This is a genomic window from Acinetobacter sp. L-24 (assembly GCF_056857555.1).
In genome coordinates this window covers 70,271-90,649 of the sequence record NZ_JBSXNI010000027.1, presented here as the reverse complement: position 1 = coordinate 90,649, position 20,379 = coordinate 70,271, and the positions used below count along the sequence as shown (strand labels likewise).

Annotated in this window: 22 protein-coding genes; 7 read left to right on the top strand and 15 right to left on the bottom strand. The window is 45.6% G+C overall.

The genetic code is table 11. The features are described 5' to 3' along the window. Positions 1-6: 6 nt before the first annotated feature. From AC13CK_RS03115 to AC13CK_RS03105, 3 genes are read right to left on the bottom strand one after another with little or no spacing between them, the layout of a single operon-like run. A complete protein-coding gene (locus AC13CK_RS03115; protein ID WP_262457562.1) occupies positions 7-372 on the bottom strand; it encodes a RidA family protein in 366 nt (121 codons plus the stop codon). 48 nt (positions 373-420) lie between these two features. Beyond that, positions 421-1,533, bottom strand: coding sequence for an alanine racemase (alr, locus tag AC13CK_RS03110; RefSeq protein ID WP_425880001.1), 1,113 nt, complete (start codon positions 1,531-1,533; stop codon positions 421-423). Positions 1,534-1,567: 34 nt separating this feature from the next. Beyond that, positions 1,568-2,827 (bottom strand): D-amino acid dehydrogenase, encoded by a 1,260-nt coding sequence (locus tag AC13CK_RS03105; RefSeq protein WP_164542813.1) that lies wholly within the window; start codon positions 2,825-2,827, stop codon positions 1,568-1,570. A 140-nt stretch (positions 2,828-2,967) separates the two neighbouring features. Here AC13CK_RS03105 and AC13CK_RS03100 point away from each other — a divergent pair, with 140 nt between their 5' ends. Further along, the gene (locus AC13CK_RS03100; protein WP_004279232.1) at positions 2,968-3,435 is read left to right on the top strand and encodes an Lrp/AsnC ligand binding domain-containing protein; all 468 of its coding nucleotides are present in this window, start codon (positions 2,968-2,970) and stop codon (positions 3,433-3,435) included. Positions 3,436-3,522: 87 nt separating this feature from the next. Here AC13CK_RS03100 and lysM read toward each other — a convergent pair whose 3' ends face one another. The 6 genes from lysM to AC13CK_RS03070 all read right to left on the bottom strand — a co-directional run bounded on the left by lysM (position 3,523) and on the right by AC13CK_RS03070 (position 7,281). Continuing rightward, positions 3,523-4,017, bottom strand: coding sequence for a peptidoglycan-binding protein LysM (gene lysM / locus AC13CK_RS03095; protein WP_425880000.1), 495 nt, complete (start codon positions 4,015-4,017; stop codon positions 3,523-3,525). A gap of 185 nt (positions 4,018-4,202) precedes the next feature. Beyond that, entirely contained in the window at positions 4,203-4,439 is a 237-nt protein-coding gene (gene acpP / locus AC13CK_RS03090) for an acyl carrier protein (RefSeq protein ID WP_004646101.1), read from the bottom strand. Positions 4,440-4,522: 83 nt separating this feature from the next. Next, positions 4,523-5,257, bottom strand: a complete 735-nt coding sequence (fabG, locus tag AC13CK_RS03085; RefSeq protein ID WP_425879999.1) for a 3-oxoacyl-ACP reductase FabG — start codon at positions 5,255-5,257, stop codon at positions 4,523-4,525. Further along, positions 5,254-6,240: an ACP S-malonyltransferase gene (fabD, locus tag AC13CK_RS03080; protein WP_425879998.1), complete on the bottom strand. Its 987-nt coding sequence runs from the start codon at positions 6,238-6,240 to the stop codon at positions 5,254-5,256. The genes fabG and fabD overlap by 4 nt, the downstream gene beginning before the upstream one ends. Positions 6,241-6,463: 223 nt before the next feature. After that, the gene (rpmF, locus tag AC13CK_RS03075) at positions 6,464-6,646 is read right to left on the bottom strand and encodes a 50S ribosomal protein L32 (RefSeq protein ID WP_004279227.1); all 183 of its coding nucleotides are present in this window, start codon (positions 6,644-6,646) and stop codon (positions 6,464-6,466) included. A gap of 77 nt (positions 6,647-6,723) precedes the next feature. Beyond that, positions 6,724-7,281: a YceD family protein gene (locus AC13CK_RS03070; protein WP_004279226.1), complete on the bottom strand. Its 558-nt coding sequence runs from the start codon at positions 7,279-7,281 to the stop codon at positions 6,724-6,726. Positions 7,282-7,378: 97 nt separating this feature from the next. Between AC13CK_RS03070 and AC13CK_RS03065 the strand changes: the two genes are divergently transcribed. From AC13CK_RS03065 to AC13CK_RS03055, 3 genes are all read left to right on the top strand, one after another. After that, a complete protein-coding gene (locus AC13CK_RS03065; RefSeq protein ID WP_168387083.1) occupies positions 7,379-8,041 on the top strand; it encodes an elongation factor P hydroxylase in 663 nt (220 codons plus the stop codon). 87 nt (positions 8,042-8,128) lie between these two features. Beyond that, the gene (locus AC13CK_RS03060; RefSeq protein ID WP_004730625.1) at positions 8,129-8,746 is read left to right on the top strand and encodes an L-threonylcarbamoyladenylate synthase; all 618 of its coding nucleotides are present in this window, start codon (positions 8,129-8,131) and stop codon (positions 8,744-8,746) included. A 45-nt stretch (positions 8,747-8,791) separates the two neighbouring features. After that, the gene (locus AC13CK_RS03055; RefSeq protein WP_004279223.1) at positions 8,792-9,076 is read left to right on the top strand and encodes a hypothetical protein; all 285 of its coding nucleotides are present in this window, start codon (positions 8,792-8,794) and stop codon (positions 9,074-9,076) included. 81 nt (positions 9,077-9,157) lie between these two features. On the opposite strand, the gene AC13CK_RS03050 is transcribed toward AC13CK_RS03055, so the two are convergent. Next, positions 9,158-9,637 (bottom strand): hypothetical protein, encoded by a 480-nt coding sequence (locus tag AC13CK_RS03050; RefSeq protein WP_253113772.1) that lies wholly within the window; start codon positions 9,635-9,637, stop codon positions 9,158-9,160. Between the two features lie 506 nt (positions 9,638-10,143). Here AC13CK_RS03050 and AC13CK_RS03045 point away from each other — a divergent pair. From AC13CK_RS03045 to rluB, 3 genes are read left to right on the top strand one after another with little or no spacing between them, the layout of a single operon-like run. Continuing rightward, positions 10,144-10,938, top strand: coding sequence for a segregation and condensation protein A (locus tag AC13CK_RS03045; RefSeq protein WP_004279221.1), 795 nt, complete (start codon positions 10,144-10,146; stop codon positions 10,936-10,938). Then, complete coding sequence (gene scpB / locus AC13CK_RS03040; RefSeq protein WP_005104832.1) at positions 10,935-11,525, top strand: SMC-Scp complex subunit ScpB; 591 nt, start codon at positions 10,935-10,937, stop codon at positions 11,523-11,525. Before AC13CK_RS03045 ends, scpB begins: the two co-directional genes overlap by 4 nt. Before the next feature lie 41 nt (positions 11,526-11,566). Continuing rightward, positions 11,567-12,619: a 23S rRNA pseudouridine(2605) synthase RluB gene (gene rluB, locus AC13CK_RS03035; RefSeq protein WP_005107723.1), complete on the top strand. Its 1,053-nt coding sequence runs from the start codon at positions 11,567-11,569 to the stop codon at positions 12,617-12,619. A 56-nt stretch (positions 12,620-12,675) separates the two neighbouring features. Here the strand turns inward: rluB and AC13CK_RS03030 are convergent, their stop codons facing one another. Genes AC13CK_RS03030 through AC13CK_RS03010 form a run of 5 tightly spaced genes read right to left on the bottom strand, consistent with a single transcriptional unit; the run spans position 12,676 to position 20,362 of the window. Next, positions 12,676-14,412: an ABC transporter ATP-binding protein gene (locus tag AC13CK_RS03030; RefSeq protein WP_325755010.1), complete on the bottom strand. Its 1,737-nt coding sequence runs from the start codon at positions 14,410-14,412 to the stop codon at positions 12,676-12,678. Between the two features lie 10 nt (positions 14,413-14,422). Next, positions 14,423-15,574, bottom strand: coding sequence for an ABC transporter permease (locus tag AC13CK_RS03025; RefSeq protein WP_425879997.1), 1,152 nt, complete (start codon positions 15,572-15,574; stop codon positions 14,423-14,425). 7 nt (positions 15,575-15,581) lie between these two features. Beyond that, positions 15,582-16,520 carry an ABC transporter permease gene (locus AC13CK_RS03020; protein WP_004279216.1) on the bottom strand — a complete coding sequence of 313 codons (939 nt, stop codon included), beginning with the start codon at positions 16,518-16,520 and terminating at the stop codon, positions 15,582-15,584. Between the two features lie 12 nt (positions 16,521-16,532). Beyond that, the gene (locus AC13CK_RS03015) at positions 16,533-18,539 is read right to left on the bottom strand and encodes a M3 family metallopeptidase (protein ID WP_425879996.1); all 2,007 of its coding nucleotides are present in this window, start codon (positions 18,537-18,539) and stop codon (positions 16,533-16,535) included. Positions 18,540-18,559: 20 nt separating this feature from the next. Continuing rightward, entirely contained in the window at positions 18,560-20,362 is a 1,803-nt protein-coding gene (locus tag AC13CK_RS03010) for an ABC transporter substrate-binding protein (RefSeq protein ID WP_425879995.1), read from the bottom strand. Between the last annotated feature and the right edge of the window lie 17 nt (positions 20,363-20,379).

Here is a 20,379-nt window from a genome sequence, read left to right as displayed (position 1 = left end):
ATTCAATTAAGCTTGAGCTGCAATAACTGCAATTTCAATCAGCCAGTCCGGATTGACCAAATCTGCCTGAATCGTGGCACGTGCCGGCGTGCCATGACCTTGTAACCATTCTACCCAAAGCTGATTCACGGTTTGAAAATCATCCAGATGCTTGACAAATAATTGTGCAGAAATCAGCCGGCTTTTATCAGTATTTGCCAGTGCGAGCAATTCCTCAATTTTTGCAAAGACTTCCTGTGTTTGGCCTCGTACATCCAGATCTGTGCTATTCGGCACCTGACCTGATAGATACACAGTTTGATGATGAATCGTCACCGCACTCATGATTTGATTGCTGTTGAGTCGCTGAATGGCTGTATTGTCCTGTGTCATGCTAATCTTCCTTATTTGGGATATTTAAATAAAATTTAAATTAAAAATTTAAGCGTCAATCTGGAAATGAACCCGGGCGGTCACCGCACACATCAGCTCATAGCCAATCGTGCCTGAACTGGCCGCCACCTCATCAATCGGCAAAGTCACACCTTGGGAAGATCGTCCCCAAAGTACCACTTCACTCCCCACATTCGCCTGCGGCAGCGCAGTCAGATCTACCGCCAGCATATCCATACTGACCCGACCTAATGTCTGTGTTTTGATTGAATCGACCAGCACAGGTGTACCGGTCGCCGATAGTCGTTGATAACCATCCGCATAGCCACAGGCCACAATGCCGATCCGCATATTCTGCGTGGCGATAAATTTGGAACCATAGCCAATGCTCTCACCTGTCTGGATCATTTGAATGGCGATAATTTCACTGCGTAAGCTCATGCTCGGTTGCAGATTCCAGTCTTGAATCGTGTGTGTTGGATAATCTGGTGAACTGCCATACAGCATGATGCCGCTACGTACAATATCGGAATGAAGGGTTTGATGATGCCGCAGAATGGCTGCACTATTGCTGAGTGAGGTTTTACCCTCAAGTCCCTGAATGGCCTGGCTAAAAATCAGGTTTTGATGCTGAATTCCGTCCTGCCCAAAACGCTGACCATCCGCATCGGAGAAATGGGTCATATGCGTGGTTGAACGCACATTATTCAGCTGATGCAGTTCCTGCCAGATCTCTGCATATTGCTGCGGCTCGAAACCCAGACGGTTCATGCCGCTGTTCATTTTCAAATACACATCAAACTGTGCATCCGGCGCTATTTCGGCAAACTGTTTCAGCCATTGCACTTGATGTCGGGAATGAATGGCAAAGCTCATTTCATGCTTCACACATGCAAATAAATCCTCAAAAGCGAAAATACCTTCGAGCAACATTAGCGGCTTCTTGCATCCCAGCGCACGTAGCCGCGCGCCCTCTTCAATATCCAGAAAGGCAAAACCGTCTGCACCTTCAAGTCCAGCATAGACACGTTCAATCCCGTGCCCATAGGCATTGGCCTTGACCACGGCAAATACCTGACTATTGGGCATATATTGGCGCGCCACACTTAAATTATGCCCAAGCGCCTGTTGATGAATGATCGCAGTAATGGGACGTGGCATACATTCCTCCTTGAATATTCCGCCTCAGATGGCCTTAGGCCGCTTGGTGATAGCGCGCCAATGACAGACCTTCGGTGCTGATTTCAGGATCACGGGCCAAGACCAGATCGCTGATTAATTTTCCTGAACCACAAGCCATGGTCCAGCCCAGCGTGCCATGTCCGGTATTCAGGAACAGATTTTTAAAACGGGTTTTTCCAATAATTGGCGTACTGTCCGGGGTCATTGGACGCAGGCCTGTCCAGAAGCTGGCCTGATTCATGTCACCCCCTGGGAATAAATCACGGGTCACCATTTCCAGCGTGCCGCGACGATCTTCATTCAGACCCAGGTTAAAACCACTCAGTTCTGCCATACCACCGACGCGGATGCGCTGGTCGAAACGGGTGATTGCAATTTTATAGGTTTCATCCAGCACGGTAGATTGCGGAGCGAAGGCTGGATCTAGAATAGGAATGGTTAATGAATAACCTTTTACTGGATATACCGGCAAATTCAGTTCAAGCGGTTTAAGGAAATCACGTGAATAACTACCAAAGGCCAGCACATATTTATCTGCCGTGAGCACCTGACCATTCACCAGAACACCTTTGATCTGGTCACCTTCTACAATCAGCTTTTCAACGTTTTGATTGAACTTAAACTCTACACCCATCCCTTTGGCATGTTCTGCCAGGGCATTGGTAAACAGATAGCAGTCACCTGTTTCATCATTGGGTAAATGAAGACCACCCACCAGTTTGTCTTTTGCCTGTGCCAATGCCGGTTCTACACGCGCCAGTCCATCGCGATCCAGCAGTTCAAACTCAACTCCAGTTTCCTTCAGAACTTCGATATCGCGCTGAACTGCATCCAGCTGCGCATCTTTACGGAAAATCTGCAAAGTACCTTTCGCGCGGTTTTCATAAGAGATGCCAATATCACGGCGCAAATTACGTAAACAGTCACGGCTGTATTCAGCCACACGCACCATCCGTTCTTTATTGACTGCATAATGCTGGGCATTACAGTTTTTCAGCATTTGTGCCATCCACTGCAATTGCCACAAGCTGCCATCGACATTAATCGCCAACGGTGCATGATGCTGAAACATCCATTTGACTGCCTTAAACGGAATACCTGGTGCAGCCCAAGGGGTCGAATATCCTGGAGAAATCTGCCCGGCATTACCGAAGCTGGTTTCTTGCGCCGGACCTGCCTGACGATCCAACACAGTCACGGTTGCTCCCTGCTGCGCCAGATAGTAAGCGCTTGCCACACCAATCACACCACTACCTAAAACCAATACGCGCATTACCTTAACCCTCAAACATCTTTTCAGTTTATTTCACTAGTATATTTTTGCTTTAATAGTTAAATTCACTATATTCAGACTGTATATTCAGTGGAATAAATATTTTTTCGGGCAGAATTAAAAAAAAGAGGGAAATATTGATGCGCAAATTAGACCGCATTGACCGCATGATTCTAGACATCCTGCAACGCGATGGCCGGATTGCCATTAGCGAACTTGCAGCACGCGTCAATCTATCAACCACACCCTGTTCAGAACGGGTAAAACGGCTGGAACGCGAAGGCATCATCATGGGTTATTACGCCCGTCTAAATCCGGAAATGCTAGAACGTAGTTTGCTGGTATTTCTGGAAATCAAACTCTCAGCCAAATCAGGTGATGTCTTTGATCAGGTGGCACGCAATTTGACTGAGATTCCGGAAGTCCTGGAATGCCATTTAATTTCCGGTGATTTTGATTATCTGGTCAAAGCGCGTTTAAAGGAAATGAGTGCCTATCGCCGCCTGTTGGGAGATTTACTAAAAAAACTGCCCGCTTCTGCTTCATCCCACAGTTATGTAGTGATGGAAGAAGTCAAAGAAAGTTTATATCTGGACCTAGGTATTTAGTAATGATGGCTTTTTAAAGCTACGGACAAAAACAACAAAGCCCCAAACGGGGCTTTGAGATCGAACATTGATTGGAATTATTAAATCTTAAGCAGGAATGCGGAGCACCTGTCCCGGGAAAATATCATCTGCATCTTTGAGCAACGGACGGTTGGCTTCAAAAATCTTATTATACTGATTGGCATCACCATAAAATTCTTTTGAGATTTTCGACAGACTGTCACCTGATTTCACCGTGTAAAATTTACTTTCCGGTTCAGGACTGCTCACCGTAAGCTGATCATCCACTTTGGCGACATGATCAATATTACCCACGGCCAGAACAATCTTTTCACGATCGGCCTGACTTTGTACCTGACCTCTGATCGTCGCCAGATCAGAAGCGGAATTATAACTAATGGATAAGCCAGTGATCGGAAGGCCCAGACTTTTCACATGGCCGAGTAATTTATTTGCCACTTCCTGAGCAGAAGGCTCTGCAGGTTGTGCTGCAGCCGGCGTTGTCGTTGTAGGGGCAGCCTGTGGTTCCGCAGCAGCTGTATTCTTCTTACCGATACCTTTTACAAAATCAAAAAGACCCATAGCGGACTCCATTCTTGTTGTTAATGTCACATCACTCTTATTTTTATAATGAAAACTCTATAGAGATAGTTAGTCATTGGTGACAGAAAGGTAATGGATTGTAAAACCTCTATTCATGTGAAAAGCAAACACAAAAAAACCACCTCAAGGGTGGTCTTTATGTTCAGCAAAGCTGAAATCGGCGATTAACCTAGTTTCTTAGAAACGTAGTCAATTGCAGATTGAACAGTTGTGATTTCGTTAGAATCTTCATCAGGAATCGTGATGTCGAAATCATTTTCGAAAGACATAACAAGTTCAACTAGATCTAGAGAATCTGCACCTAAGTCATCCATGAAAGACGCTTCGTTTTTAATCTCTTCGATTTTGATACCAAGTTGTTCTGCAACTGCTTGCTTAACACGTTGTTCGATATCGCTCACAGGAATTCTCCTCATTGCTTGTGGCGTTTTTAATGCCGTTAGTTTAATTGAATCTAAAAAATTTGGAAAGTTTATACTTGAGCTTAGCTCATGTATAAGCCCCCATTTACATGCATAACTGTACCAGTAATGTAACTGGCTTTATCTGAAGCCAAGAAACTTACGGCATTTGCGATATCCTGCGGATCACCTAAACGGTTTAATGCCACCTGCTCAGTCATCTTTTTACGAATTTCTTCGCTTAGCTGCTCAGTCATTTCAGTCGCAATAAAACCTGGTGCTACCGAGTTTACGGTAATCTGACGGCTACCCATTTCTTTGGCAAGGCTACGGCTAAATGCTTCAATACCTGCTTTGGCAGCAGAATAGTTGGCCTGACCCGGGTTGGCAAAGTGTGCCACCACAGAACTGATGTTGATGATGCGACCGAAACGCGCCTTGGTCATGCCTTTGAGTACGCGCTTAGACAAACGGTAAACTGCTTTCAGGTGAATATTTAAAATATCATCCCAGTCATCTTCAGACATACGCAGCAGCAAATTGTCTTTGGTAATACCAGCATTATTGACCAACGCAAGGACTGGACCATAGTTCTGTTCAATGTCCGTTACCAGCGCATCAATCGCAGCACCATCACGTACATCTAGTACTTTTCCAGCGCCATTTTCAGCAAACTGTGCAGATAATTTTTCCGCACCTGCTTCAGACGTTGCAGTACCTATGACAAAATAACCGTCTTGAATCAACTGTTGTGCGATCGCAGCACCAATACCACGACTTGCACCTGTTACCAGAGCAACTTTACGTTCCTGTGTCATGCACTTTTCCCTTCTGCCGCCAATACGGTGTTTAATGCATCTTCCAGACGGGATTGACTGTCCAGTGGAAGTGCTTTTTGAATATTCGGCAAGCGTTTCGCCAAGTTGGTCAATACATTACCCGGACCACATTCTACGATGTACTCAACACCTTCATCTTGAAGGAATTGTAAGGTTTTAGTCCATTGTACCGACTCATAAAGTTGCGCGGTCAACGCCTGACGCAATTCATCTACATTGGTTGCTGCTTGCGCGCCTACATTTTGTAATACAGGAATGCGTGGCAGCTCAATGGCGGTTTGTTCCAATGCCGGAGCAAACTGTTCAGCGGCAGGTTTCATTAATGAACAATGCGATGGAACCGATACTGGCAATGCAATCGCTTTTCCGCCGTTTTCTTTGGCCAATGCCATCACTGCTTCAACGCGATCTTTATTGCCTGCAACGACAACCTGCCCTTGCGCATTGTAGTTCGCCGCTTCGACAGAACCTTCGCCTGCTGCAGTTGCTTGTGCACACAGCTCAATCACTTTGGCATCGTCCAGACCCAAAATGGCAGCCATCGCACCCACACCCTGAGGTACAGCAGTCTGCATGAGTTTGCCACGCAAGTTCACTAGCTTCGCAGCATCACCCAGGCTTAAAGCACCTGATGCAACCAGTGCGCTGTATTCACCCAGTGAATGGCCTGCCAGATATTTCGGTGCTACACCGCCAGATTCTAACCACACGCGCCATAAGGCAATACTTGCAGTCAGCAATACCGGCTGGGTAAATTCAGTTTGATCCAGACCTTCGCCAGTTTGCGCAATCTGCCACAGATCAAAACCGACGGCTTCAGATGCTTCTGCAAATGTCTCGCGAATACTTGCAAACTGTTCTGCAAGCTCAGCCAGCATACCAGCTTTTTGTGAACCCTGACCCGGAAACACAAATGCAGTTTTTGTTGCTGGCACTGCTTGTTCGAGTGGTGTAGCAGACATAATAAAATCCTTTCATTCAAGAGGTGTGCTTCTTCAATCCTAACAAGAAGACTGACCAATAAGACCACCTAAATCATTGTGGAGCGCAATTTAGCATGTAATTTTGCTGGCGGTAATTGCCAAATACAACAAAAAACCGATACACCTAAAAATCAAAGACAAAAAAAAGGGAGCTAAATGCTCCCATTTTTTCTACTAAGCTTGACGCTTAATACATCACCAATTATTCAGCAGATGCTTTAGCGAATAATTGACGACCACGGTAGATACCATCTTTAGATACGTGGTGACGACGGTGAGTCTCGCCAGTAGCTTGGTCTACAGTTAATGCATTCTCGGTTAAAGCGTCATGTGAACGGCGCATGTCACGGCGAGAGCGACTTTTACGGTTTTGCTGAACGGCCATGATGGCTCCTTACAAAGATCGAAAAAATGGATCAGAACAAATTCGATTGTCTTATACACAAGAGTATAACACAAAAATTAGTTAAGTTTACCCTTCAAAGCAGCCAAAACTTCAAACGGGTTGTCCCGTTTTTCTTCAGCCACTTCTTCTACGGCAGGTTGATGCTTATGTTCACAAAACTCATGTTTAGGCGACAACGGCATCAACAATAACAGTTCATCTTCTATCAGCGCGAGCAAATCAGCGGTCGCCGGTGCATCATAATCACCTTTGGTCGTTGCTTCACTTTCACCTAGGACGATGAAATCAGCATCCTCATCCAAGCGCTCTATCAGTGACTCATCATCCACAAGTGCTAAATGGAACGATGAAACCAGTTCAATTTCTACAGTTTCCAGACAACGCTGGCATTCCATAGGAACTTTTGTTTCAACGTGACCATCTAGCCATGCAATACGATGATAGGCATCCATTGATAGCTTACAGTCTATGTTAATCAATTGATCATCAATTGATCCAACAGCTTCACGAGCGATACGAACAAAGCGGGATAAAGGCAGTTGACCTGACCATTTAAAGCCCTGTTCAGCCCATTTAAACGGCTCAATCTGTGCCGGAAAGGTATTTGCTGACATAATTAAGGCGGCAATTCTACAAATTCATCAGTACTCTGTCAAAGATTAAGATACAATTTTGTACTTATTTCGACAGACCATTTGGGTAACTCAAGTCATGCATCTGTTGCAGCCGCAAACAGAAGTGAATGTTTCATCACTCGTTAGCACAATTCCAAGCCTTGATTCTGACAGTTCAACACAACAAGTGCAACTCTCGCCATGGGCGAATTTATCGTCAGAAGCGCAGCAAGTGGATTGGCTCATCTTACACTTTAATCACTGGTTTTCCCATTTAAATGTCACTTTAGTGCGCGGCGAATTTGAACCAGAATATTTCCCTGCCAGCGCAGACCGTCCTGCCCTGATCCAGTTTGCGCATGGTTTCTTTAATAGTGCCTTGCATGAAATCAGTCACTGGACCATTGCCGGAGACAAACGCCGTCTGTTGCCTGATCTGGGTTACTGGTATGCACCGGATGGCCGCACCCGCGAACAGCAGGCTTTATTTGAACAGGTCGAAATCAAGCCACAGGCGATTGAATGGATGTTTGCCCAGGCTTTTGGCCGTAAATTCCGGGTTTCTTTGGATAACCTGGCTGGCGACGGCGGTGATGGTGCCAGCTTTAAAGATAATGTCTACGCTCAAGTACAGGCTTATTTTAATGGTACAGCCAAACTTCCACGTGATGCAGCACGCTTTATCCAATGTATCTGTATCTGCATCAGAGGTGGCAAAAGTTTACAATCTGATGAATTTATACGTGAAATGCTTGATTAAATTACACAAATCTACCTTTTTTATGATTGCCAGATCTTGCCTGAGCGCCACATAATAAGCCATCAGCCCAAGCTTGGAGTAGTCTCTATGCTGCATTTACGCGTACACCCAGACAATCCGCAACCCCGCTTAATCAGTCAGGCAGTGGAACGTATCCGTGCGGGTGATGTGGTGGTCTATCCCACTGATGCGGCCTATGCGATTGGTTGCCAGATTGGGAACAAGAGTGCCATGGAGCGGATTGCGCAAATTCGTGGTTTGGGCCCAAAGCATCAATATGCGATTCTGTGCTGTGATTTATCCGATATTGCCACTTATGCCAAAGTGGACAATGCCATGTACCGTTTGCTGAAAAATAATACACCGGCCATCACGACCTTTATTTTACCTGCGACCAGTGAAGTGCCACGTCGGTTGATGCATCCCAAGAAGAAAACTATTGGTCTACGCATTCCGAATAATCCGGTATGTCAGCTGTTACTGAAAGAACTCGGTGAGCCGTTATTGACTTCTACCCTGATTTTACCGGGACAGACTGACCCACTCGATGATCCTTATGATATTGAAATGCAGCTGGGCAAACGCATTGATGTTTTTGTAGATAGTGGTTTAGGCACGTTGAGCACGACCTCTATTGTAGATTTATCTGGTGATCATCCAGAAGTGATTCGTCGTGGTATGGGAGATGTCAGCGCCTTTGAATAAACGACGCTTGAGAAATTCCTACAAACATTCGCGGAGTCAAAATGAATGGATTTATTTTATCTCCTGCTAAATCAGCATGAATTTTCTGCACAGGATTTAATCTATGCAGAACTGCCTTGGACACTGCAATCCAAGGCAGTCATGGTCGAAGCACATTTTCCTTCCCATCCCACTGTAAATATTGATCATACTGAGTACCAATTTTTCCTGACGTTGGCTGTAGCGAGACAGTTGTTGCAGATCTATTCAAACCAAAATGTATGCCTGGCAGAGACTTGCCAACGTATCATTGAATTTGCGACCAAGGAATACAATCATTCCTCACCATGAAAATCTAAAAAAGCATAGGGTGAGAGGTTGCAGTTTTATTCTTTTCAATTCGACAGGTATGCAGTGGCTGGCAAAGACAGTTTAAGAATCCGAAGCACGTTCATAATGACGAACCGCAATGAAATTTGGACATTGCGATAGCTTCTGTTCATGATGCATGAGCTCTTCACCCAGTTTATTTTTCAGATACACATGAAAAATAATCTGATCTTCTTCCAATACATTGAGCATCGCTGTACGCGCCTTGGGTTCCATGACTTTAAAGGAATTGATTGACTCACAAGACATGGCTTGCATATCCAGTTTAATCCGCTCATCCAGCTGGTCGCCCTCATAGGCCATATGCCGCATGTAAAAACGGATATTGGGATATTGATCCAGCACACTAAAATCCATTTTCATGGCCTGCATGACAGGTCGGGCCTGTTCCGCAAAAGCTGAAAATCCGCCTGATTTCAGCCCTGTGCGTGCTTCATCTTCAAGCTGCATAATCTGATATTTGGGATAAGCCCAAAATCCCCCGAATGCGATCATCCCAATAACAACCAGAATAAGTGGCATGCTTTCTTCACCTTTTTATTGATTTTTGTGATTCTTGACTATTTTTCGAGAGTATAGCGGGATTTTTGACCAAAAATTACGGGGAAATATTTTATTAATACTTATTAATTTTATGTTTTTTAATGGGAAATCCGTTTAAAAATCATTCAATACCTGCCAGCTAGCTTATTTTCTCTTTTAATGAGAGTCATTGTATTGATCGAGTTTTTTTGAAGTGAATCAACTGGCATCATCTACTAGATACGCTTAATTATGAGAGCCAATTTAACGTAAAAATCACCGTGGCATTTGCTGCCCAATTCTGCCATTTTTCTCGGTGCTATTTTGAAAGAGCTGATAAATTCCATTATTTTTTTAAGTTTTTATGGCTTTGACAGCTTATTTAATTTATTTAAAGTTACTTTTCCAGTACAATGACAACGCTTAATCCTGTGCTTTTCTTTCGATCAGATACCGAAAATCAAGCCTTTGCATGCCTTTGAAAATTCGCGTGGCCTATAATTGTAATGACTCAAATTATCCATAACACTATGGAATCTGCTCCGCACATTCGGGTTCTGGATGAATGGCAGGATACAATTCCAGAGGATCTGTACATTCCTCCAGCGGCATTTGAAATCTTATTAGAACATTTTGAAGGCCCACTCGACTTTTTAATTTACCTGATTCAAAAAAACGGTTTTGATCTGTTACAGGTCGATATCGCGCCGATTGCAGCGCAGTATTTGTCTTATATGGACGCGATGAAATCCCTGAACATCGAGCTGACGGCCGACTATATGGTGATGGCGGCCTTACTGGCAGATCTGAAATCACGTTTGCTTTTGCCGAAACCGAAAAGCCTGACTGCGATTGAACAGGATCCAAAACAAGAACTGATTGACCGTTTAGAAAATTATTTAAGAATTAAACAGGCAGCAGAACGTCTGGGCCAGATGCCGATTCTGGAACGTGACACTTTCACCACCAACGTCAGTTTGGGCGAAATCCAGCAGCCGAATGAAGGCTATTCAAGCGATTTATTGCGTGATGCCTTGCTTTGTATATTTAATCGTCCTGAACCCGTGATTCATCAGGTGCAACAGGAACCGGTACTGCTGGAAGAACGTATTGCCTATATTGAAAGTTGTATTGAAACTGGCGCAATACTCAGCTTTAAGGACTTGTTAAAACCGAGCCAAGGCCGTATGGGTATGGTGGTAACCTTTATGGCGGTGCTGGAACTGACCCGACAACAAAAAATTCAGATTATTGCTACAGGTATTGAAGCCCCGCTCGCAATTCAAGGAGCTAGTCAATGACACTCGATCAAAATACGCTGTTATCTGCAGAAGATAATCTGCATGAAGTATTGATGCAGCTTGAAGCCATTATTTTTGCCAGCGACTCCGCGGTTTCATTGGCTCGTCTGAAAGAAGCTTTTCAGGATCGCTATAGCAAGCAGGAATTACGTCAGTATTTACAACAACTTTCCATGCTGATGCATGGCCGTTCGATCGAACTGATTGAAACAGCACAAGGTTATCGTTTTCAAGTGCGTGCAAAATATCGTAATATTATTGCACAGACCTGGCCTGAGCGACCGGCTCGCTTATCGCCTTCATTACTGGAGACGCTTGCAGTGATTGCTTATCACCAGCCAGTGACTCGAGCGGATATTGAACAGATTCGTGGTGTTACGAATAACAGTCAAAACCTGCGTACGCTGTTTGACTGGAACTGGATTAAAGAGTCCGGATTTCGTGAACTCCCTGGAAGACCTGCGTTGTTAATGACAACGCCACAATTTTTAAATGCGTTTGGCCTGAATAGTTTGGGCCAATTGCCTCCCCTGCAGGATGCCAAGGAAGCTTTTATGGCCCTCGATGCGAATGCACCGAAGTCATAAATAGGTGAACTGTTGATAATTATTTCTAAGGTTATGCTGTCATGAGTGAAAAGTTGCAAAAGGTGCTTGCACGCGTTGGTTTGGGTTCTCGCCGTTATATGGAAGAAGTCATTGCCGCGGGTCGTGTAAGTGTCAACGGGCAAATTGCCCAAGTGGGTGAAAGAATCGAACCAGGTGATGAGCTTCGCATCGATGGTCGTAAAGTTGCCTTCCAGATTGAAGACGAAATCCGTCGTCGTGTCATTATCTACTACAAGCCTGAAGGCGAGATCTGCTCACGTAGCGATCCTGAAAACCGTCCGACCGTGTTTGAACAGTTGCCTGCTATTCCGGGCGATCGCTGGGTGATGGTGGGTCGTCTGGATATTAACTCGACCGGTCTGCTATTGTTCACAAATGATGGTGAGCTTGCGAATCGCTTGATGCACCCATCGAATGAAATCGAACGTGAATATGCAGTTCGTGTCATGGGTGAAGTTACACCACAAATTCGCAACAACATGCTCAAAGGCGTAGTGCTTGACGATGGTCCGGCAAAATTCGAATCTTTCTCTGAATTGGGCGGTGACGGGATCAACCGTTGGTTCCAGGTCGTGGTGAAAGAAGGTCGTAACCGTGAAGTACGTCGTATCTTTGAATCACAAGGTCTGAAAGTCAGCCGTCTACTGCGTACCCGTTATGGTACTGTGATTTTGCCACGTGAACTGCGTACTGGTCGCTGGATTGAGCTGGATAAAAACGATATCGACAACCTGACCAAAGCTGTGGAATTGAAGCCACGTCAAGGTACAGGCTTATTTGGTATGGCGAAACGCCGTAACGAGCGTATGCAAGACAAACCGATGGCTGCACGCCGTGGCGGTTTCTTGCGTCAGCAACGTCGTGACAGCGATGAGCAACCACAAAACAACACTGGCCGTGAGCGTCGTGATGACAATGCTTATGGTCGTCGTGACAGAGCTGAAAACCAGAATGGCACTCAGTTTGTGCGTCGTGAAAACCGTCCTGATCAAGGTTTTGGTCGCCGCGAAGAGCGTGATGAAAATGCGCCGCGTCGTCCATACGGTGTCAACAAAGGCTTTAAAAAGTTTTAATTAAGATAAATAAAAAAAGTCAGGCACATTGCCTGACTTTTTTTATGCCTTATGTATCAGGCACTTTGTGGAATCCCTTGCGGAATGGCACCGAGTAAACGCTTGGTATATTCATGCTGTGGGGATTGATACAGCTCATCCGAATTGGCAATTTCCACCAGCTCCCCATGATTCATCACCATGATCTGATCAGAAATATATTTTACTACCGACAAATCATGCGAAATAAAGATATAGCTCAGTCCAAATTCATCCTGTAAATCTTGTAGTAAATTCAGCACCTGCGCCTGTACTGATACATCCAGCGCCGAAACCGATTCATCACAGATTAAAATCTCGGGTTTTAAGGTCAGGCAACGTGCAATTGCAATCCGCTGGCGCTGACCACCGGAAAACTCATGCGGGTAACGATAAAAAGCCTGTGCAGGCAAGCTGACCCGCTCCAGCAGGTCCAAGGCCATTTGTTTGCGTTCAGCATCATCCTGACCAATCTTGTGAATCTGCATCGGTTCCATCAGGATTTGTCCAACAGTAAAACGTGGATTCAGCGAAGCATAGGGATTCTGGAAAATGATCTGGATTTTACGTTGATACTGGGTAAACTCCTGTTCCGACATGTCCAGAATGTCCCGACCCTGAAACAGTGCCTTGCCACCCGTAGCCTGTTGCAGACGCATCAGCAACAAGCCAATGGTGGTTTTACCCGAACCGGATTCCCCGACCAGCCCCAAGGTCTTGCCTTTGGCCAGCTGGAAAGAAACCCCTTTTACTGCCTGAAATTCATCTTTGCCAAACAGTCCTTTACGACTATAAAAAGATTTCTTTAGATCCCGTACATCCAGAATAATTTCCTCTCCACCCTTTAGCCCACGTGAACGTTGCGGAAGCTGAGTATTCAGACGGATATCTTCCAGCCAGGTTGAACCATCCTGTTTCATAAAATCACTAATCATCGGCAAACGTAACGGACGTTGCGACAATTGTGGACGGCAATGTAACAAGGCTTTGGTATACATGTCCTGAGGCCGGTCCAGCACCTCCCGAACCGGACCCTGTTCACGGATTTCCCCATGGCGCATTACAATCACCTGATCGGCAATTTCACCAACCAATGCCAGATCATGGGTAATAAACAGCATCGACATCTGGCGACGCTGACGTAGCGATTCCAGCAAGTCCAGAATCTGCTTTTGAATAGTCACATCCAGGGCCGTGGTCGGTTCATCTGCAATCAATAGTTTAGGTTCACAAGCAATGGCCATGGCAATCATGACCCGTTGTTGCTGTCCACCGGAAAGCTGCCCCGGATAGGCATCAATTTTAGTTTCTGGCGCAGGGATCCCCACTTCTTTGAGCAGTTCCAGGGTACGTTGCCGCGCCTGTTTTTTATTCATGCCCAAATGTAGTTGCAGGATTTCTGCAATCTGCATGCCTACCGTAAATACCGGATTTAGCGAAGACATCGGCTCCTGAAAAATCATGGCAATGTCTTTGCCACACATCTGGCGCATTTCACGGGTTTTAAGCTTGAGCAGGTTTTTCCCTTCAAAGATAATCTGGCTATCTTCTGAAATACGTGCGCTTTCTGCCGGAAGCAGGCCCATAGTGGCCAGGGAAGTGACCGACTTGCCACTCCCCGATTCGCCTACCAGTGCAACCGTGGTATTGGCCGGAATCTCGAAAGAAACTCCTTTTACGGTTTCAATATATTCTTTATTTTCACCTTTAAAACTGACTCGCAGATTTTCTACGCGAAGTAGCGCAGGTGCTGTGCTTGGATTGATTTCAGACATCGTTGCGCTCCTATTTCAGTTTTGGATCTAATGCATCACGGAGTGCATCGGTAAACATCGAGAATGCAGTCACCAATACCGCCATGGCGATTGAGGCTGCCGCCAGTTGCCACCATTTACCCAAAATCAGCTCGCTTTGCGCTTCATTTAGCATACTGCCCCATGACACTACCCCGATAGGCACACCGAAACCAAGGAAGCTCAAAATGACTTCAGACTTGATAAATGCCACCACCAGAATAGACATCTGCACCAGGGCAATATGGCTGACATTGGGAAAAATATGGACAAACATACGACGCATATTACTCACGCCAATCGCCTTGGCAGCCAGCACATATTCACGTGCTGTATGTTTCATGTATTCGGCACGAACCAAACGGAAGACCCCGGTCCAGCCAGTCAGACCTAAAATCAGGATGATTGATAAAATACCTTTCTGCTGTAACACTGCGGCAATCGCCAAAACCAGTAACAGATAGGGAATCGAGGTAAAGATATTATAGAACCAGTTTAGGACATCATCGACCCAACCACCAAAGTAACCTGCTATTGCACCCAGTGCAGTCCCAGTCAGTACAGCGACAAAGGCTGCAATCAGTCCAACCAGAATCGAGGTTTCAGCTCCCTTGATGGTTTTCTGTAAAACATCCTGTCCCCATTTATCGGCGCCGAAGACCAGACTTTGCTTGAGTTCCCCACTTTCATCCATCAGCTGGCCACCGAGTTCCTGATTAATGGCCTTCATGTCTTCTGCCAGCGGATCGACCACTCCATAATAATCGATGCCTGCACTAGCACCCTGCTCAGCAGCAATTTCAGCATTCAATTCAGCAATGACATCTTTTAAGGGATCCACTGGATTGACCGGTAGAGGCACAGATTCTGCGCTCTGCTCTGTATCAGATGCAGCCGGAACTGGCGCTGCACTGATAAAACTCGGCGGTGCATAGCTGACTGCCACTTCTTTATTCCAGTCTTTGGCAATCAGGCCGCTCATTGATAGTACCAGCAGCAGCAGATAAAACAGCACCACATACAGGGAAAACATGGCAATCCGGTCACGTTTCAAACGGCGCATGGCCAGTTGCCATAATCCTGTTGAAGCCGACTCAGGTGCTGCTTCAGCCGCTTGTTCTTTTTTAAATATCGCACTCAGCATAATTCACCTACTTCAACTGTACACGCGGATCGACCCATTTATAGATCAGATCGGCAATCAGGTTGAATATCATGGTCGCAGCAGCGACATAGACCGTAATGGCTTTGATCACAGGAAAATCAGAACGTTCTACCGCAATAATGACTTCACGGCCAATTCCCGGAATACCAAAAAAACGTTCGATCAGGAAAGCACCAATCAGCAGTGCCGGAAGTCCTGCCATGACATCGGTAATAATCGGAATCGAGGCATTGCGCAGGACATGCACGCCCATGATACGGTTTTCACCCAGGCCTTTGGCACGCGCAGTACGTACATAGTCCTGATTGACTTCATCCAGTACAAAACTACGATACAGGCGTAGTGTTGGTGCAATACTGACCACCAACATAATCAGCACAGGTAACAAGGCATATTTGAAAAGATTATCAGCGAAATTATCGCTCCAGCCCTGTACCGGGAACCAGCTCAGTTCATAGGCCAGGAAATACTGGAACACGATGATGTATACCAGAATACTGATCGACATACCGATCGTACACAGCATCATGATCATGCGATCAGTCAAAGAACCACGAACCGAAGCCACACCCAAAGCCAGAATGATAGAAATAATAGTTTGCAGAATGGTCAGTGGAATCAGAATGGTCAGTGAGGGCCCCAAACGGGTGGTGATAATCTGTGCCACCGATTCCCCGGTACTCCAGCTCACCCCATAATCAAAGGTTAAAATCTGCTTGATAAAGATCCACAGTTGTACGTAATACGGTTGATCCACACCCAGTTGCTGACGGATGTTTTCAATCTGTTCCGCATTGGCCATTTTACCGGCCAGAATATAGGCAGGGTCTCCACCTACCCAGTTAAACAGCAGGAATATCAGCAAAATCACCCCGAGCATGGTCGGGATCATTTGCCAAAGCCGTCGAATAATATATGCCAGCATCGCTTGCCTTCCTTAATTTTTTCCAGAGATTTCATTAAAGAAAGCTTTGCTGTCCGGATCACGACCCAAGAAGTCTTTCACCATTTGCTCGCCATGCTTTTGTCCGCCTTGAGCCAGGACCGTATTACGATAATGCGCACCGACTTTCTTGTCCATGAGCTGATCACCAAAGGATGAAAGCATATCCAGGGCAATGACTTCAGACCACATATAGCTGTAGTAACCTGCCTGATAGCCGCCCATCAGATGCCCGAACTGTCCCGGGAACTGCTGACCGCTGACATAACCCAAGGCGGTCTTGCCTTCCATATCCTGCCAGAGTTTTAAAGGCTCAATGTTTTTTGCATCTTTACCATGCAGGGCCATATCATATTGGGCATATAAAGCCTGACGGGCATAATGCAGGCCTCGGCCGTAATTCTTCACATTCTTTAAGCGCTCGGTCATGGCAGCATCCACCCGAGGACATGCCGGCTCACAGTAATCTGCTACTTTTGACAAGGTTTCCAGACGACGTGCCCACTCTTCGTACATCTGTGACGGCGCTTCAACAAAGTCACGCTCTACCGAAGTACCAGATTGTTCTGTATAGCGGGTCTTCGAAAGAATCCCGTGCAAGGCATGACCCATTTCATGCACAAAGGTTTCCAGTTCATTGCTGTTCAAGCCCTTACGGTTAAAATTGGTCACCAGTACCGATACCGGACGACGCTGATTCAGGGTACTGCCGCCATAAGCTCCCCAGACAGCTGCATGCCCATATTTGCCTTCACGCGGGTATTTATCAACATATAATCCGCCAAGGAATTCGCCCGTAGCTTTGTCATGTACCGCATAATATTCCACTTCATCATGCCAGGCTTTGACTTTCACCGGCTTGAATTCAATGCCGTAGAGTTCCGAAGAAATAGCGAATAACCATTTTTGCGATGCTTCTGTCGGGAAATAATCCCGCAATTTTTCCTGGTCTACCTTGTATTTGGCCTGACGCAGTTTTTCACTCCAGTAACCCTGATTCCAGCGGGTAATTTCTGCTTTCTCTACTGGAACTTTTAAAGTTTCAGCCTTGAACTGGCGTAATTGTTCTACATCTTGCTTTTCTAGAGGTGCGACTTTGGCATAAACCTCATCCAGAAAACCGTTCACTGCTTCCGGAGTTTTGGCCATGCGGAATTCAAGTGCAGAATGGGCATAGCTTTCCTTGTCAAAAAGTTGTGCCATTTCATAACGCAGATCAATGGCATTTTTCATGAATTGCAGGTTTTGTTCGGTCCCGCGACGCGTGTAAGCGGTTTGGTAACGTTTGCGTGCTTCATCACTTTCTGCCAGCTCCATAAAAGGCTGGTATTCCGGATAATCAAAGCCAAGCAGATAATTGCCCTTTTCATTTTTCTTTAAATTTGCGATGTAACTTTCTGGCAGGCCTTTCATTTCAGCTGGAGTAAATTCAACTTTTTCAGGGTTATCCCGCACATTTTTGGAAAAATCCTGCCCCAGTTTGGTACTTTCTTCAATAATTTCTTTCAGTCGTTTCTGTTTTTCTGCACTGAGTTGTACCCCGGTGTTCTCAAACTGCTCGAGAATATCTTCTAAAAATTTCTGATCAATCGGATCGCTGGCTTTCAGTTTCTTGAACTGGGCATACAGTTTCGGATTCTGATACAGGGTGGTCTGGTATTTGCTGATTTTAAGTTCACAGTCATCGGCTGCCTGACGCAATGCAGGATCCGGATCGACATTACTGTACAGCCCTACTGCTGCACCGAAATCCCGGGCTTTGGCATGCAACTCATCCCATTCAGCCAGATAAGGCCCTGCCTTGGCTTTATTTTTAATTTTCTTATTTTCAAATATCTGGATATCTTTTTGCATGGAAGCCAGACTGGCATCACATAAAGACGGAATTTCTGCAGCCTTGAATAATGGCAGCAGCTGTACTTGGGTATCTGCCGCTACACCTTGATATCCCCCCATCATCATTAAACATAAGGTACTTAATTTTAAAGATTTTGATTTCATATTCATCTCCAGATTTTTTCTTAATTTTTCGTATTAATATCGATATACATCCATTCTGAAGACAGAATCGGATGGGACTTATGTCCAATAATTTGGGGTTGGGTCAAGGCATTACGGTAGGTGCTATAGAGCATCAAGGTCGGCATGTTGACTTCGAGAATCCGGGTCATTTTGCGATAAAGCAGATCACGCTCAGGGCCTGGTGGCATACTCTGGGTTTGCTCGTAAAGACGGTCGAATTCAGGATGCTTGAAACAGGCATTGTTGGTGACATTGACATTCTTGCCATAGAACAACTGCATAAAATTGTCAGCATCTGGATAATCGGCAATCCATGCAGAACTCTTAAACATGGTTTTACATTGCTTTTCCAGCTTGATGCCTTCAGCGAATGGCATGGCCTTACTGGTCAGCTGAATATGGATACTGTCCAGGGTCTTTTTCCAGAATTCACCCTGCTGCTGGCCCCGACTGGTATTCCCAGTAATCAGTTCAATCACCAGAGGTTTACCTTCAGGCGTCTTGCGCCAGCCATCTGCACCGATCTTGTAGTTATAGCGGTCGAGCAACATGTTGGCTGCTTTGACTGAATAGGGAATACTGCTTTTATAGGACGGTGAATAGCCTGCTACTCCTGGGGGAATAGGCATGTGGAGTTTTGCTCCATCTCCCTTAAGTAATACATTGATCATGTTTTCCACAGAAAATGCCATCGCCATGGCACGACGTAAGGCAATTTTTTCTGGCGCGAAACCACCCACGACCGGGTTTTGCATATTCCAGTAATGATAACTAATGGAGGGCTCTAAAATACGTGACAGCTTCACCCCCTGCTGAGCCAGCTCAGGCTTTAATTTATCGCCATCGAGGGCCTGAACGACGATATCACCCTCAATTTCGAGCAAGTCCAGTTCATTTTTCTTAAATGCCAGCATCCGTGATTGTGCTTCTTCAATCACACGCACATCAATGGTGCCGATTTGAGGCATTTTTTTGCCCTGCATCGCACTGACAATCGCCTGGTCTTCTGCACTATTGGCTTTATAATTCCATACAAAACCACGGTAAGCCGGATTCGGCTTTAAGATAATGCGTGATCCCGGTGTCCAGCGGCTAAGCACATAAGGTCCTGTACCGACCGGTTTACTCATCACCCAGCCAGCTTTGTCTTTGTACTTTTCAATGACTTCGCGGGCGACTGCAGCAGCCGGGCCGTGTGCCAGCAACATCGGAAAGTTCTGATCTGGATTATTCAGCTTGAGTACCAGCGTATAGCGGTCTGGAGTCTGAATGCCTTCAAATGGATTTTCATAGACTTTGCCATTTTTTTTGGCCATGGCTGTCCATGCTTCCAGCCCTTTGATCCGACCATCCAGCAACCAGCTATTTGGTGAATTAAGCTTTGGATCTAAGAGACGCTTTAGAGAATAAGCATAGTCATAGGCAGTCAGTTCACGTTTTTTACCGCCAAAGACCGGATCATCCGCAAAGTAAATGCCCTTTTTAACTTTAATCGTATAAGTCAAACCATCTGCACTGACCTGAGGCATATCTACCGCAGTCAATGGCACCAGTTTCGCTGGGGAAGCCAGATAATCATAGGTATATAAGGTTTCGAAAATCGCAGAGTTAATCTTGGCCGAATAACGGTCATGGATATAACCGGGGTCGAAACCGGTTTCAGCCGCGGGAAAGACCGTTTTTAAGACTTTATTTGGATTGGCGGGATTGGCAGCCCATGTGGGTGCAGCACCGGCCATCATTAAACTGGCCATTAAGACACCACTGGCCAGCTTTTTTAAAGCGTTTGTATTCACATTCATACTGGTTCTTAATCTTC